Here is a 15,668-nt window from a genome sequence, read left to right as displayed (position 1 = left end):
GGTATATCCTGCTGCTATTCGTATACTTGCCAGCGTCTTACGCTGTTCAAAATAACAGGTTTATTGGACGTTGGCAGAACTCTCAGAGGCAGTGGACAGGTGAGGCACCAGGAGTATAGGTAGAATAATTAAATTGAAACTCTTCTTGGAGACGCCGCCTCCTGTGTAACTTCCGAAAATGAGTACCTGCAGTGCAAAACGCTTCTTCTTTTCAAATTAGCACCAATGTTTGCGAAAACAGTTTTGTAAAAAAATACATATGCCGTAAATCGGGTGTCACGATCCTTGATTCCGGAAATACAAAAAATAAGGACCGGAAGAGAGCGTTTTATTTTTGGTGCATATCAATATTTGTGCAAATGCTATTATGGAAATGCGCTATGCTGGACGAGGAGTGATTAAATGCCGGATGATATGACGATGACATTTATTATTTTAGGTATTGTGACAGCAATGTTTTTGACAGGAAAATTCCGGATTGATCTTGTGGCATTGGGCTCACTGCTTGCCCTGCTGCTGTTCGGAATTATAGACGCTGAGGAAGCGCTGGCGGGTTTTGCCAATCCGGTGGTTGTGATGATAGCCGGCTTGTTTGTGGTAGGGGCAGGAATTTTGAGAACAGGACTTGCTCAAATGATCGGCACGCGTATTCTTAAATTATCCGGAGGGAGTGAAGTCAAGCTGCTGATTCTCATGATGGGCCTTGTCGGGATGTTCAGCGGGTTCATCAGCAATACCGGAACTGTGGCAGTTTTACTCCCTGTCATCATGACGTTGTCAGGCGAAATTGGCCTTAATCCTTCAAAGCTTTTGATACCGCTTGCTTACGCAAGCAGTCTTGGCGGGGTTTGGACATTGATTGGAACTCCGCCAAACCTTGTAATCAGTGATACACTTCGGGAAAGCGGCTATGACCCACTTACCTTTTTTTCACTGGCACCGGTCGGGTTGGTCGGCCTTGCTGTTGGCATTATTTATATTTTGCTGTTTCGCAAATGGCTTTTCGGAAGTGAATCATCTGCTGCTGGAACAGAGATGTCCGAACGGACGCCGCAGACCCTCGCCGGACTCTATAATTTGACCGAAAGGCTTCACGAGTTAGAAGTTCCGGCAAATTCTCCACTGGCCGACAGGGCCATTTCTGAAATCAATGCCGGGAAAGAGTACGGGCTTACTATTCTGGAAGTAAATCGTAAAGGAAAGATGCTGAAGTCACTGGTAAGAAATGACGAACCGGAAGTGGGAAGGGCCGAGCTCCGCATTCAGGAGGGAGATCAGCTCCTATTGTTCGGTTCTCATCAGAATGCTGAACGCTTTGCGGCAGATTTTGACCTGTCGGAACTTCCCGAAACAGAAGAATTGCTTGTCGATGAACTTATTTCGAGTGATGTCGGAATCAGTGAAATGCTTATTGCGCCGCAGTCGTTTTTTGTCGGCCGTACGATTAGTGAACTTGAATTCAGGGACCGGTATAACCTTAATATCCTTTCGGTGAAAAGAGGAGAGAAGTATATTCACTCCGGCGTTGATGCAGCAAAACTTCAAAATGGGGATGCACTGCTTGTTCAGGGAAGCTGGAAAAGTATCGGGCTGCTTGCCAAAACATCTGCAGATCTTGTCGTTGTCGGTCGTCCGGATGAACAGGCCGGCAAAGAGCCGATAACGTCTAAAGCGCCGGTGGCCGGAGCCATCATGCTTTTGATGCTGATCCTTATGACATTTGGAATCGTTGAGACAGTGACCGCCGTCTTGATCGCTGCGATGCTGATGGCGGCAAGCGGCAGCCTGCGGACGACTAAAGAAGCCTACAACAGCATAAACTGGGAAACAGTCATCTTACTCGGAGGTATGTTGCCGATGGCAACTGCGCTCGAAAAGACAGGAGGAGTGAAGTTTATTTCAGACGGCATGCTCGATTTGCTCGGTTCGTTTGGGGCTTATGCCGTAATGGCCGGTTTCTATTTCGTAACAATGCTGTTAAGTCAATTCATCAGCAATACGGCAACTGCAGTCATCTTTGCGCCGATTGCCGTAACCGCGGCGGAACAAATGGGTGTAAGCCCATACCCTTTGCTCATTGCCGTTGCTGTGTCGGCGAGTATGGCTTTTTCAACGCCGATGGCTTCTCCTCCTAATGCGCTTGTCATGACTGCGGGAAGTTACAAATTCAGTGACTTTGCCAGAGCAGGCGTTCCGCTGCAGATCATACTGGCATTCATCATGCTTATCTTGATACCGGTCGTTTATCCGTTTTGATCGGTAAATTTGCGGCATGTATGATAATCAGTTATATAGATAGAGATATTTAAAGGAAAAGCAGCCGAGAATGGCTGAAAACCCTGTAAATGATTGTATCTCATTTCCATTACCAGAAAATTCGCGTTGATTTAGAATTTTCAGTTATGTATAATAGGTTTATATTTTGAAGATAAGCTTTTACCGGAATGGAGTAAAAAGCTTATCTTTTTTCTTTTTTATAAGGGATCAAGGAGTGGGTTAAAAAATCAAAAAAAGATTAAATATACAATTGATTTTATTTTTATTCACACTTATAATTGAAGAAATAATCTGGGAGGGGAACGATGAAAGCGGCAATCATAGGTGCCACCGGCTACGGGGGCGCAGAGCTTATCCGATTATTGAACGACCACGACCATGTCAGCAATATTACAGTCTACTCATCATCTAAAGCGGGAGAATCCCTTTCTGGACTCTTTCCACACCTTGCTGGATCCGGGATGAATCCTGTCCTGCAAAAGATTGAACCTCAAAAGATCGAAGCGGATGTCGTCTTTTTAGCAACGCCATCCGGTGTTTCCGCCAAACTGACACCTCAGCTTATACAGGAAGGACTTACCGTGATTGACCTTTCTGGAGATTTCCGCATCAAGAACTCTGCAGACTATGAAAAATGGTACAACAAGCCTGCACCTGATTCCGCATTCCTGGATGAAGCAGTGTATGGTTTGACTGAGTGGGAGAAAGAGAATGTCCGGTCGGCAAATTTGATAGCGAATCCCGGGTGTTACCCGACGGCTGTATTACTGGCGCTTGGCCCGCTCCTGAAAAACGGGCTGATAGATCCCCGCCGTATCATCGTCGATGCAAAATCGGGCGTATCGGGTGCGGGTCGCGGCACATCATTGACTGCCCATTTCGGGGAAATGAGCGAGAACTTTAAAGCGTACAAAGTGAACCGGCATCAGCATATTCCTGAAATTGAGCAGCAGCTTTCCAAATGGGACGGCAGTACAGGCCCGATTTCGTTTACGACCCACCTGGTGCCGATGGTCAGGGGGATTCTTTCTACCATATATGTCGAGTTGAACAAAGGCCTGACTGAAAAGGATGTGTCAGGCATATACATGGATGAATATGCCGGTGAACCGTTTGTACGAATACGTGACCCAGAAGATGTGCCCGCGACAAAGGAAGTCCGCGGCTCCAATTTTTGTGACATCGGGTTCTCTGTCGATCCCCGCACCGGCAGAACCACAATCGTATCGGCCATTGACAATCTTGTAAAAGGTGCAGCTGGGCAGGCTGTCCATAATATGAACGTACGTTTCGGATTTGATGAAAAAACCGGATTGAAACAAGTGCCGGTTTATCCATAAAAAATGGAGGGAGAAATAGTTTGATCACATTAACGACTGAACGTCCGATAAAAGTTGAGAATGGAAGCATCACCAGCCCTGCAGGATTCACAGCAGCAGGGATTCACGCCGGCTTGAAATATAAGCGGAAAGACCTTGGCGTGATCATCAGTGAAGTTCCGGCTGAAAGTGCTGCTGTATATACGAAAAGCCATTTTCAGGCTGCCCCGCTATCAGTGACTAGGGAGAGCCTTGCGGCGGATGGGAAGCTGCAGGCTGTGTTGGTGAACAGCGCCAACGCAAACGCCTGTACAGGAAAAGAAGGACTGGAAAACGCATACAGGATGAGAAAGCTGTGCGCCAGTCATTATTCCATTCCTGAGCATCGGGTGGCAGTGGCATCAACCGGAGTGATCGGCGAGCGGCTCCCAATCGAAAAAATTGAAAAGAATATGAAACGATTGAAACCGGCAGCGGGAAATAAGAATGCAAAGGACTTTGCCGAAGCGATTTTAACAACCGACCTGACAACGAAAGAAGCGTGCTACAAGGTGAAAGTCGGCTCGGCTGAAGTGACGATTGCCGGGGCAGCGAAAGGTTCGGGGATGATTCACCCGAACATGGGGACCATGCTTGCATTTATGACGACAGACGCGAAGATTGATCCGGGTGCTCTCAATTCGGCTTTGCGCACAGCGACAGACAAAACATACAATCGCATCACAGTTGACGGTGAAACCTCGACAAACGATATGGTGGTTGCCATGGCAAATGGCATGGCTGGAAATGAAACGCTTGATGAAACGCATCCCGATTGGCCGAATTTCATGGAAGGCTTCAAACTGGTTTGCCAGGACCTTTCCAAGATGATTGCCAGGGATGGAGAAGGTGCCACAAGGCTGATTGAAGTGAATGTGCATGGTGCGCAGACGGAAGAAGAGGCAGGTGTCGTGGCGAAAAAAGTGGTCGGTTCCAGTCTGGTGAAAACTGCCGTTTACGGAGCGGATGCTAACTGGGGAAGAATTATCGGTGCAATAGGGCATGCTGATGTTCTCGTGGACCCGGAGCTTGTCGATATTTATATCGGACCGTATAGTGTTCTTGAAAAAAGCAGTCCTGTTCCGTTTTCGGAAGCCGGCGTGTCTGAATATCTGAAAAACGAAACAGTGGAGATCAGTGTGAACCTGAACGTCGGCAAGGCCGGAGCCAAAGCGTGGGGATGCGATTTGACTTATGATTATGTGAAGATAAATGCGAGCTATCGCACATAAAGGAAGGCGGATAATCTGTGCAAAAAGATTGCGTTGTCATTAAATGCGGCGGGAGTACGCTTGATGAATTGACAGATCAGTTTTATCAAAAAATCAGCAAGTTGAAGCAGGATGGAAAACAACCGGTCATAGTCCACGGCGGCGGGCCGGAAATCAAGAAAGCATTGAAAGCATTCAATGTGCAATCTGAATTCATCGACGGCCTTCGCAAGACGACCGCTGAAGTGATGGATGTAGTCGAGATGATTCTTGCCGGCCGGGTGAATAAGCGGATTGTCAACAAGTTCCAGGGTCTTGGAATCCAGGCGATCGGACTCTCTGGATGTGACGGCGGCCTTATCAAAGCGCAGGCAATCGATCCTGATAAACTGGGGTTTGTAGGCAGTGTCAAATCCGTCCGGACCGATTTGATCGAAAAGCTGATTGATCTGGATGTCATTCCGGTGATCGCACCGATCGGCCTTGATGAAAACGGAAGCCGTTTCAATATTAACGCAGATACAGCTGCAGGAGCGGTTGCAGAAGCGCTCGGTGCTGAATCAATCCTGTTTGTCACAAATGTGCCGGGCATTTTAAAAGAAGAAGAACTGATACCTTCCTTAACCCATGAGGAAGTGAACGGGTATATCGCTGATGGGACGATTCATGGCGGAATGCTGCCGAAAGTAAAGGCGGCGCTCGCAGTCCTGGAACGGAACTTGAAAGAAGTCAAAATTGTCGGTGTCGACTCTTTTTCCGAGCCGGGGACCGGGACGATAATCGGAACAGCTATAACAAAAACGGGAAAAGCAGGCGCAGTGTAAAGGAGGAGTTTATGGATTATTTATTTCCGACATATAAACGATGGGATATCGAAGTGGTTTCGGCCGAAGGGACGAAGGTGACAGATAAAAATGGGAATGAATATCTCGATTTCATATCCGGAATCGGTGTTTGCAATCTTGGCCACCGCCATCCTGCAGTCCAAAAAGCGCTTGAAGACCAGCTTGACAGGGTCTGGCACGTATCCAATTTATTTACGATCAGGCAACAGGAGGAAGCAGCCCGGCTTCTGAGCAAAGCGGCCGGCGGCGGCAAGGTGTTTTTCTGTAACAGCGGCGCTGAAGCAAACGAAGCAGCGATCAAGCTGGCGAGGAAGTATACCGGCCGGAAGAAGATTGTCACATTCCTCCAATCCTTTCATGGAAGGACAATCGGCGCGATGTCAGCGACAGGGCAGGCAAAGATTCATGAAGGATTCGGTCCGCTTGTGCCTGAATTCGTATACAGCAAATTTAACGACATAGAACCCCTTGAAAAGGCGGTGGACAGCGAGACAGCGGCAGTCATGCTTGAAGTCGTTCAAGGTGAGGGCGGCGTAATTCCGGCTGAGAAAACGTTTTTGCAGGAAGCGGAGCGGCTGTGCCGGGAAAACGGTGCGCTGCTCATTATCGATGAAGTGCAGACTGGCATAGGACGAACCGGAAAAATGTTCGCTTTTCAGCATGAGGGGCTTTCGCCGGATATTATCACCGCGGCCAAAGGGCTTGGCAGCGGTTTTCCTGTAGGAGCGGTGATCGGAAAAGAAAAATTGGCTGAAAGCTTCGGACCGGGAAGCCATGGTACGACGTTCGGCGGTAACCCGCTCGCAGCAGCTGCAGCAAGGGCCACGCTCGAAGTCATCAATCAGGAGGCTTTCTTAGCAGAAACGGAAGAAAAAGGAGCATACTTGCAATCCAGCTTGGAAAGGCTGGCGGCTGATAACGACAGAATCAAAGGCATCCGGGGAATAGGCTTGATGGCCGGCATTGTTCTTGATGAAGAAGCAGCCCCGATCATATCAGATTTACAGGAAAGAGGGCTGCTCGCCGTTCCGGCCGGTCCGTCTGTCATCAGGCTTCTTCCGCCGCTTACTGTTTCATGGGAAGAGATTGACCAGGCCGTTGCAGCCTTAGCTGAAGTCATTACATCAGAAAAACTCGCAGCCCACTAATAGGGCTGCAAGTTTTTCGGCTGTTATGAATAAAAATACAATAAATAAAATAATTATACAAAAGGATGGTGAACGGCCATGCAATTTGCTGCAAGCCAAATGATTGAAAGAACAACAGTGAAACCGAAAGATATGCTGACGCTTCTTCATTATACGAAGGGTGAAATCCATCATTATGTGGAGACCGCAATCCAATTGAAAAAACAGAAAATACACCCTGATCAGCCACTTGCCGGGAAAATCCTTGGAATGATTTTTGAAAAGCCGTCTACAAGAACGCGTGTCTCGTTCGAGGCAGGCATGCTTCAGCTCGGCGGCAATGCCATCTTTTTGAGCAGAACCGATCTGCAGATGGGAAGAGGGGAAACGGTTGAAGATACTGCAAAGGTGCTGTCAGAATACGTTGACGGAATTATGATCCGAGCCAACGATCAGGCCACTGTGGAAACACTCGCAAAACACGCCTCTGTACCGGTCATTAACGGATTGACAAATGAATTCCATCCTTGCCAGGCCCTGGCTGACTTGATGACGATTAAAGAAATAAAAGGAAGGCTGGCGGGCAATAAACTTGTTTACGTGGGAGACGGCAACAATGTAGCAAATTCACTGATGATAGCAGGTGCCAAAGTCGGGATGGATGTGACAATAGCCTGTCCTGCAGGATACGAGCCTCAGGCAAAATTCATCGAAAAGGCAAAACAGGTGGCTGAAGCTGCAGGGTCACGCCTTGAAATCATTCATGATCAGGTTTCGGCAGTAAAAGGTGCTGATGTGATTTACAGTGACGTATGGACCAGCATGGGATCTGAAGGAGAGGAGTTAAAAAGAAAAGCCGCTTTTTATGATTACCAGGTTAACAAAGAGCTGGTTGTTCATGCAAAAGATGACTTCACTTTTTTACATTGCCTGCCCGCACATAGAGGCGAAGAGGTGGCCGCAGATGTGATTGACAGCCCTCATTCCGCCGTATTTCAGCAAGCCGGCAACCGCCTTCATGCCCAGAAAGCGGTATTAATTGACCTCATGAACAAGTAGACAGCGGATAACAGAACAAAACATGGAGGCAGGGACATAAGTATTTCAGCTTAACTGATTATTAGTAAATAGTATTACGTTGAATAGATATTGTTCGTCTCTAAGCGTGACTTATTTAGTTATGTCCCAACCTCTTTTTCGTATAGGAGTATAAATTGCCAGCAAGAAAGCGTTTCGGCTCAGTTGCCAAATTATTAGAATATAGATAAGGGCGGCTGCGTCCCTGTCTTCTCCTAAAAGCTCGCCTATGGGCGAGTTTTCTTTACATGGAAACATAACAGAAATCAGACAACCATCCCTAAGGAAAGATTTGCAATGTGAGATTAATTTTCAGCGGACTCTGACTATCGGGTTGTTCAAATAGCCACGGGGAATGATGACACTCTTGCGGGAACACAGACGGGACAAGAGCCTGCAGTCAGTGAGCGGGCGGGGGAGGAGGCTTGTCCGCAAGGCCTCGGAAAAGTATTGAGACCTTGTCCACGGAAGACACATCCGACGAAAACGAGGCTACAACTCACCAATAAGGTTTAAGCAATCTGTAAGAAAAGAAATTAATTTTTGAAATAGTGCGACAATACCCTTGAGTAATGATAGAATTATGAATAGTGATTCATTTTTTTGCGAGGGAGAGATTGCGATGAAAGGTAAAGTAGTAATTATCACAGGAGGATCCAGCGGGATGGGAAAGGCGATGGCGAAACAGTTTGCGGAGGAAGGAGCATTTGTCGCCATTACCGGAAGAAATGCGGAAAGGCTGGAGGAAGCCAAAAACGAAATTGAGCAAAAGGAAGGAACAGTCCTGACTGTCCAGATGGATGTTCGTGAACCTGAAGACGCAGACCGGATGGTGAAAGAAACACTTGATGCTTTCGGCCGGATTGATGCTCTGGTCAATAATGCAGCTGGCAACTTTCTCGTCCATGCAGAAGACTTATCAGTGAACGGGTGGAAGGCTGTCATTGATATCGTGCTCAACGGCACATTTTATTGCAGTTCAGCAGTTGGAAAGTACTGGATTGAAGAAGGGATAAAAGGAAGCATACTCAATATGGTTGCGACCTATGCCTGGACTGCAGGGGCAGGTGTCATTCATTCCGCGAGCGCAAAGGCCGGAGTGCTTGCAATGACCCGGACGCTTGCAGTCGAATGGGGCCATAAATATGGGATACGGGCGAACGCCATTGCCCCGGGTCCCATCGAACGGACAGGTGGAGCTGAAAGGCTTGTCCAGGATGAGAAAGCTGCCGAAACCATGTTGAAAAGCGTACCCCTCCACCGCCTGGGAACGCCGGAAGAAATTGCCGGACTCGCTTCATTCCTGTTGTCTGAAAAAGCCTCTTACATCAACGGGGAATGCATCACCATGGACGGCGGACAAGCACTGAATCCGTTCCCGTTCAGTTTCTGATTGCAAATTGTCATCCAGTTTCATTATGCTAGTCCCGGTTATATAATACCGGGGCTTTTTTATCGTATAGGAAAATAGAAATTTCCCTCAAGAAAAAACTTCGGCGCAGCGGCCGGTTTTTAAGAATATAGATAAGGGCAGCTTCGCCTCTGTCATTGCCTGAAGGCTCGCCGATCGGCGAGTTTTTTATATGGTAAGAAAGCATAAGTTTTTCAAGTAAGATTAGTGTCCAGCTCCAGGCGCCAGCGGCTATCGTCATAAGCGGTGATCCCCTCCGGGAGGAAAGAGCGCCTCCCTGCGGGTACCCCCGCTTATGCGTACGCCGCTAAGCGGGCGCCTTGCGCTTTTCGAATGTCCAGCTCCAGGCGCCAGCGGCTATCGTCATAAGCGGTGATCCCCTCCGGGAGGAAAGAGCGCCTCCCTGCGGGTACCCCCGCTTATGCGTACGCCGCTAAGCGGGCGCCTTGCGCTTTTCGAATGTCCAGCTCCAGGCGCCAGCGGCTATCGTCATAAGCGGTGGTCCCCTCCGGAAGGAAAATCCGCCTTCCTGCGGGTACCCCCGCTTATGTGTACGCCGCTAAGCGGGCGCCTTGCGCTTTTCGAATGTCCAGCTCCAGGCGCCAGCGGCTATCGTCATAAGCGGTGATCCCCTCCGGGAGGAAAGAGCGCCTCCCTGCGGGTACCCCCGCTTATGCGTACGCCGCTAAGCGGGCGCCTTGCGCTTTTCTTATTTGGTATAGGCTGTTGATTTGATCGGGTAGGATGCAGGCTGCAATTTTTGAACATTTTCTTAACAATTCACTTAACTAAAGTGAACACTTTGTGAAAAAAAGATGAAAAGCCTGACTGGGAAATTCCCCCGTGCTATATTTTTAGTGAATCATACCCATAAGGGGTTTTTTGTGACATAAGTCACAATTATTGGAATGAGGGGGTGCGGAAAATGATTCGTTCACTGACACCTGAAGAATACCCGATCACACTCTACGTGAATGGCGAGGAATTGGCCACCTATCAGCTTAGTAAAGCCGACTTGAAAGATTGGGCGGCGGGCTACTTATATGCTGAAGGAATCATAGAGGGACCCGATGACCTGCAAAGGCTTTCGATAGATGAATCAAGAAATACCGTGTTGGCGGAAGTGGCGCGATTTAATAAAAGCGCTTTCGGAAACAAGAAAAAACACTATACCGCCGGCTGTGGGAAAGGCATGACGTTCTTTTCGATGACGGATGTAAAGAAATTCAACAAAGTAAATTCGAAAAGAGCTGCATCCATTTCCTATTTGCTGAAAAAAAGACACGAATTTGCACAGGCATCACCAATGTATCTGTCATCGGGTGGAATGCATGGCGCTTGCATCATATTACCGGACGGCACCATCACTGTCCGGGAAGATATCGGCCGGCATAATGCCGTTGATAAAATCCTTGGCCATGCATTGTTGAACGGGCTTAATCCAGAAGAACTCATCTTGCTTACTACAGGAAGGATTTCGTACGAAATGCTTTCCAAATCAGCCCGCTTCGGCATCGGCATCATCGGTTCAAGGACGGCTGCCACAAAACAGGCAGTCGAACTTGCAAGGTTTTTGAACATCGAGCTCGTCGGATACTTACGGGGAAAAATGGCGACTGTTTATACTTCATCCGGCAGAGTGCTCAATGATGTCAGCGAAAAAGCCGCTGGAGGCTGATTTGAGAGGGGGGATTCGCGACAAAAAAGCTTCAAAGAACAACTTGAACAGATTAAAAAATGGGGATATTTGCTTTAGGGAAGGAGATGAGAAAATGGTTGAATTGTCACGCAGGCAGTTTTTGAAATTGTCTGGTGCTACAGCAGCGACGTTGGCCGTAGTGGAATTGGGATTCAATGAAAATGAGGCCCACGCAAAGACTAGAGAATTGAAAATCGCTGAATCAACTGTTACACCAACCATTTGTCCATACTGTGCAGTGGGGTGCGGCATACTGGTCCATACAAAGGACAATGATGTCGTTTATACAGAAGGAGATCCAGATCATCCGATCAATGAAGGGAAACTCTGCAGTAAAGGGACAACGATTCGCCAGCTTTACACATCAGAAAAAAGGCTGACCAAACCGCTTTACCGTGCTCCAGGAAGCGATAAATGGGAAGAAAAAGACTGGGGCTGGATGCTTGACACAATCGCAAAGCGGGTTAAAGAAACACGTGATGCCACCTTCATTCCGAAAGAGGGCGGTATGACCGTCAATAAAACGGAAGGCATTGCCTGCCTTGGCGGAGCAGCGCTTGATAATGAAGAAGCATACATGCTTGTGAAACTGATGAGAGGGCTTGGTCTCACCTATATTGAGCACCAGGCACGAATATGACACAGCTCTACGGTTGCCGGTCTGGCACCTTCATTTGGACGTGGAGCAATGACGAATCACTGGAATGATTTACAGCATACGGATGTGGCGATGATCATCGGCGCCAACCCGGCTGAAAATCATCCGATCAGTTTCAGATGGCTGTTAAAAGCAAGAGAACGCGGAGCGAAAATCATTTCGGTTGACCCGCGTTTCACCCGAACATCGTCACAGGCCGATTTATATGCGCCGTTGCGTTCAGGGACGGACATTGCTTTTATCGGCGGTATGATCAATTACGCAATTGAAAACAATCTTATCCATAAAGAATATGTAGCCCATTATACGAATGCCGCCTTCCTTCTTGATGAAGGCTTCGGTTATGATGATGGATTATTCACAGGCTATGAGGAAGCGGAGCGGAAATACGACAAGAGTACTTGGTCTTTCCAGCAGGATGAAGAAGGGAATATCAAAAAAGATTATACACTTGAGAATCCTCGCACCGTTTTCCAGGTCATCAAAAAGCATTATTCAAGATATGATGCTGATACTGTCGCAAACGTTGTAGGAATGCCGAAAGAAGATTTCCTGAAAGTGGCGGAGCAGTTCTGTTCAACAGGTGCCGTTGAGAAAACGGGCACCATCATGTATGCGATGGGAACAACCCAGCATACAGTCGGCACGCAGAATGTCCGCAGCTATGCGATGCTTCAGCTTCTTCTTGGAAACATCGGGCGTCCTGGCGGCGGTGTAAACGCACTCCGCGGAGAGTCCAATGTACAGGGGTCAACTGACTTTGCCCTGCTATATCACATTTTGCCGGGATATATTGGAACACCGACAGCAATTCCGGAGCACAGCACGCTTGAAAAATATCTTGAAAAAGAAACGCCGGCCAGCGGTTACTGGAGCAACAAACCGAAATTCATGGTGAGTCTTCTTAAAGCGTTCTATGGACCGAACGGGACAAAAGAAAATGAATTCGGTTACCAGTACCTGGCTAAAGGAAATAAAAACTATTCTCACATTTCCCTGTTTGAGGCGATGTACGCCAACCAGATAAAAGGGATGTTCGCATTTGGAACCAATCCGGTAGTCGGCGGACCAAATGCAGGTAAAGAGAAGGAAGCAATGGCGAACCTTGATTGGCTCGTTGCTGCCGATCTTTGGGAAACAGAAACAGCCGCCTTCTGGCAAAAAGAAGCGGGCAGCGATCCAAGCAAAATTAAAACGGAAGTATTTCTGCTTCCTGCCGCAGCTTCTTATGAAAAAGAAGGGACCGTTTCCAACAGCGGGCGCTGGATGCAATACCGCTGGAAAGCGATCGAACCAAAAGGCGATTCCAAGGCGGATCTTGAAGTCATCAATATGCTTGCCCTCCGTCTGAAAGAACTGTATAAAGGCGGAAGCACGCCGGCGGATAAACCTGTCCAGGCCCTACATTGGAACTATGGACACGGTGAACATCCGGATATTGACCTTGTTTCAAGGGAAATCAACGGCTATGACACGAATACCGGAAAGTTGGTGCAAAACTTCACCAAACTGGCTGATGATGGATCAACATGCAGCGGAAACTGGATCTACAGCGGTTTCTATCCAGAAGAAGGCAAGAACCTTTCCAAGCGCCGTGACAACAAAGACACCGGCATGGGGAATTTCCTGAACTGGTCATTTGCATGGCCTGTCAACCGCCGTATCCTTTACAACCGGGCTTCTGCGGATCTTAATGGAAAGCCGTGGGCCAAGGATAAAGAAAACATCTGGTGGGACCCGGCTAAAAAAGAATGGACAGGTCATGACGTACCTGACTTCGGAAAAACAAAGGCGCCAACAGATCCAGGTGGCAAAGATCCATTCATTATGCTTCCTGACGGAGTAGGCAGCATCTTTTCCAAAGCTCCTGCCGACGGTCCGTACCCAGAGCATTACGAACCATTTGAAAGTCCTGTGCCTAATGCATTTTCAAGTCAAGAAATCAATCCGACAATCAAGATTTGGACAGGAAAGCACAACCCTAAAGGCGCAAAGAAAGACTTCCCGATTGTCGCGACAACTTACCGTGTGACGGAACACTGGCAATCAGGCGCAATGACGCGTAACCAGGAATGGCTGTCTGAACTCATGCCGCATATGTATGTGGAAATGAGTGAAGAACTCGCTAAAGAAAAAGGAATCAAAAATAAAGATAAAATCATGATCAGCTCCGCGCGCGGTGAAATTGAAGCCTTTGCGATGGTTACCAAGCGCTTCAAGCCATATACGGTAAGAGGCGAAAAAATCCACCAGGTCGGTATGCCGTGGCATTTCGGCTATAAAGGATTTGTTACAGGAGGCACGGCGAACCGCCTGACACCGCACATCGGTGATGCCAACACGATGATCCCTGAGTACAAGGCATTCCTCTGTAACGTAAGGAGGGCTGACTAATGGGACAGTATACAAAATTGGTCGATGTCACCAAATGTGACGGCTGCCGCGCCTGTATGGTGGCATGTAAAAACTGGAATGACCTGCCGGCTGAGCCGCAGGATTTCGGAGGCAGCTATCAGTCCCACAAAAGCGTTACTGCGCATACGTGGAATAACCTGACATTCACAGAGCACGAAAACAGCAAAGGCAACATGGAGTGGCTGTTCCGCCACTCAGCCTGCTTGCACTGTACCGATGCGGCATGCCAGAAGGTTTGCCCGGAAGCTGCAATCAGTTATACAGATCACGGGTCTGTTGTCATAGATGCTGATACGTGTGTCGGCTGCGGATACTGTGAACAAAACTGCCCGTTTGGCGTCATTTCTCTGGCAGATTATAAAGACGACAACGGAAAAGAGTACCGGAAAGCACAGAAATGCACACTTTGCACCGACCGCCTTGACGAAGGGATGGCACCTGCCTGTGCGACGGTTTGCCATACCGGCGCCATCGAGTTCGGCGATCGTGAGGAAATGGTATCAAAAGCGGAAAAGCGCGTGAAAGAAGTGAAGGACCGCTTCCCGAATGCCACCCTTTACAATCCATCTGGTGTAGGCGGCACTCACACTGTGTACGTTCTGGCTGATAAGCCGTCTGTTTACGACCTGCCGGAAAATCCGAAAGTACCGACATCAGCTGTACTCTGGAAAGACTATGCACAGCCTCTTGGCAAAGCGATGCTCGGTGCCACAACAATGGCAGTCATCGGCGGTTACATTTCTAACCACTTGTTCAATAAAGATAAAGAAGATCATTCCAGTGATGGAGGTGAAGGCAATGAGTAAAACGCAAACGCCTGTCAAAACAGTCAAACGTTTTTCGAAAGCCTTTATCTGGGCCCACTGGGTCAATGCAGTCGCGTTTTTTGCACTGTATCTCACAGCGCTGCCGATGTATACGGAATTTTTTGATTGGCTTTATCCGGTATTTGGAGGGCCAGAAAATGCGCGTCTTTTGCACCGTGTCTTTGCAGTCATCTTCTTGCTGCCGACATTCATCTGGCTCGTGTTTGATCCAAAAGGATTTTTCCGGTGGATCAAGGAAATCATAACGTGGCGGAAAGAAGATATTAAATTCTTCGGTCCATTCGTGAAAGAATTTTTCGGTAAGAAAGGCAAAGTGCCGAAGCAGGGCTTTTTCAATGCCGGAGAAAAAGTGAACTCCTGGCTGCAAATTATTACAGCGGTCATCATCATCTTTTCAGGTTTCACAATGTGGTTTCCGGACGTATTCCCGCAGGCACTTGTACAATGGGGTTACTTCCTCCACAATGTAGGATTCGGCCTTGCCATTGCCGTAGTTGTCGGACATGTTTACCTCAGTGTCGGCCATCCCGGCTCAAGGGCGTCCATGCGCGGTGTGATCAAAGGTGATGTTGATGTGGAATACGCCAAGGATCACCATGGAAAATGGTACGATGAGCTTGTGAAAGAAGGAAAGGTTAAACCTGATAAAAAAGGGAAAAAAGGTGCATAAACAACTGCAGCCTTAAGAAGAATACCACTTTTAAATCAAGCAATAACGATTCCGTTCCCGGAATTATGCTACAGCATATAGGGATCGATCAAT

Annotated in this window: 12 protein-coding genes; 11 read left to right on the top strand and 1 reads right to left on the bottom strand. The window is 48.0% G+C overall.

All coding sequences use genetic code 11. The annotated features are described in order from the left end of the window. Window positions 1-402: 402 nt before the first annotated feature. The 7 genes from A4U59_RS06225 to fadH all read left to right on the top strand — a co-directional run bounded on the left by A4U59_RS06225 (window position 403) and on the right by fadH (window position 9,288). A complete protein-coding gene (locus A4U59_RS06225; protein ID WP_070120300.1) occupies window positions 403-2,256 on the top strand; it encodes an SLC13 family permease in 1,854 nt (617 codons plus the stop codon). A gap of 326 nt (window positions 2,257-2,582) precedes the next feature. Next, entirely contained in the window at window positions 2,583-3,617 is a 1,035-nt protein-coding gene (argC, locus tag A4U59_RS06220) for an N-acetyl-gamma-glutamyl-phosphate reductase (RefSeq protein WP_070120298.1), read from the top strand. Between the two features lie 23 nt (window positions 3,618-3,640). Further along, window positions 3,641-4,867: a bifunctional ornithine acetyltransferase/N-acetylglutamate synthase gene (gene argJ / locus A4U59_RS06215; protein WP_070120336.1), complete on the top strand. Its 1,227-nt coding sequence runs from the start codon at window positions 3,641-3,643 to the stop codon at window positions 4,865-4,867. A 17-nt stretch (window positions 4,868-4,884) separates the two neighbouring features. Then, complete coding sequence (gene argB, locus A4U59_RS06210; protein WP_070120297.1) at window positions 4,885-5,670, top strand: acetylglutamate kinase; 786 nt, start codon at window positions 4,885-4,887, stop codon at window positions 5,668-5,670. 11 nt (window positions 5,671-5,681) lie between these two features. Continuing rightward, window positions 5,682-6,839: an acetylornithine transaminase gene (locus tag A4U59_RS06205; RefSeq protein WP_070120295.1), complete on the top strand. Its 1,158-nt coding sequence runs from the start codon at window positions 5,682-5,684 to the stop codon at window positions 6,837-6,839. Between the two features lie 99 nt (window positions 6,840-6,938). After that, window positions 6,939-7,877 (top strand): ornithine carbamoyltransferase, encoded by a 939-nt coding sequence (argF, locus tag A4U59_RS06200; RefSeq protein WP_070120335.1) that lies wholly within the window; start codon window positions 6,939-6,941, stop codon window positions 7,875-7,877. Window positions 7,878-8,517: 640 nt separating this feature from the next. Then, complete coding sequence (gene fadH / locus A4U59_RS06195) at window positions 8,518-9,288, top strand: 2,4-dienoyl-CoA reductase (protein WP_070120293.1); 771 nt, start codon at window positions 8,518-8,520, stop codon at window positions 9,286-9,288. Between the two features lie 28 nt (window positions 9,289-9,316). Here the strand turns inward: fadH and A4U59_RS06190 are convergent, their stop codons facing one another. Beyond that, the gene (locus tag A4U59_RS06190; protein ID WP_070120292.1) at window positions 9,317-9,547 is read right to left on the bottom strand and encodes a hypothetical protein; all 231 of its coding nucleotides are present in this window, start codon (window positions 9,545-9,547) and stop codon (window positions 9,317-9,319) included. A gap of 684 nt (window positions 9,548-10,231) precedes the next feature. Here A4U59_RS06190 and fdhD point away from each other — a divergent pair. From fdhD to A4U59_RS06165, 4 genes are all read left to right on the top strand, one after another. Further along, window positions 10,232-10,984 carry a formate dehydrogenase accessory sulfurtransferase FdhD gene (fdhD, locus tag A4U59_RS06185; RefSeq protein WP_070120291.1) on the top strand — a complete coding sequence of 251 codons (753 nt, stop codon included), beginning with the start codon at window positions 10,232-10,234 and terminating at the stop codon, window positions 10,982-10,984. A 94-nt stretch (window positions 10,985-11,078) separates the two neighbouring features. Continuing rightward, window positions 11,079-14,057, top strand: a complete 2,979-nt coding sequence (gene fdnG / locus A4U59_RS06175; protein WP_083270688.1) for a formate dehydrogenase-N subunit alpha — start codon at window positions 11,079-11,081, stop codon at window positions 14,055-14,057. Beyond that, window positions 14,057-14,884, top strand: a complete 828-nt coding sequence (locus tag A4U59_RS06170) for a 4Fe-4S dicluster domain-containing protein (RefSeq protein ID WP_070120285.1) — start codon at window positions 14,057-14,059, stop codon at window positions 14,882-14,884. The genes fdnG and A4U59_RS06170 overlap by 1 nt, the downstream gene beginning before the upstream one ends. Continuing rightward, a complete protein-coding gene (locus tag A4U59_RS06165) occupies window positions 14,877-15,575 on the top strand; it encodes a formate dehydrogenase subunit gamma (protein WP_083270687.1) in 699 nt (232 codons plus the stop codon). The genes A4U59_RS06170 and A4U59_RS06165 overlap by 8 nt, the downstream gene beginning before the upstream one ends. Window positions 15,576-15,668 lie beyond the last annotated feature (93 nt).

The organism is Bacillus marinisedimentorum (assembly GCF_001644195.2).
Classification (GTDB): domain Bacteria; phylum Bacillota; class Bacilli; order Bacillales; family Bacillaceae_O; genus Bacillus_BL; species Bacillus_BL marinisedimentorum.
Note: the sequence above shows the minus strand (reverse complement) of the source record. Positions and strands in the feature narration are given on the sequence as shown.

Bases quoted from the DNA above. Each gene is read 5' to 3' on its own strand.
- argF (WP_070120335.1), top strand. From the start codon at position 6,939: ATGATTGAAAGAACAACAGTGAAACCGAAAGATATGCTGACGCTTCTT.
- A4U59_RS06225 (WP_070120300.1), top strand. From the start codon at position 403: ATGCCGGATGATATGACGATGACATTTATTATTTTAGGTATTGTGACA.
- fadH (WP_070120293.1), top strand. From the start codon at position 8,518: ATGAAAGGTAAAGTAGTAATTATCACAGGAGGATCCAGCGGGATGGGA.
- A4U59_RS06165 (WP_083270687.1), top strand. From the start codon at position 14,877: ATGAGTAAAACGCAAACGCCTGTCAAAACAGTCAAACGTTTTTCGAAA.
- A4U59_RS06205 (WP_070120295.1), top strand. From the start codon at position 5,682: ATGGATTATTTATTTCCGACATATAAACGATGGGATATCGAAGTGGTT.
- argC (WP_070120298.1), top strand. From the start codon at position 2,583: ATGAAAGCGGCAATCATAGGTGCCACCGGCTACGGGGGCGCAGAGCTT.
- A4U59_RS06170 (WP_070120285.1), top strand. From the start codon at position 14,057: ATGGGACAGTATACAAAATTGGTCGATGTCACCAAATGTGACGGCTGC.
- fdhD (WP_070120291.1), top strand. From the start codon at position 10,232: ATGATTCGTTCACTGACACCTGAAGAATACCCGATCACACTCTACGTG.
- A4U59_RS06190 (WP_070120292.1), bottom strand. From the start codon at position 9,547: ATGACGATAGCCGCTGGCGCCTGGAGCTGGACACTAATCTTACTTGAA.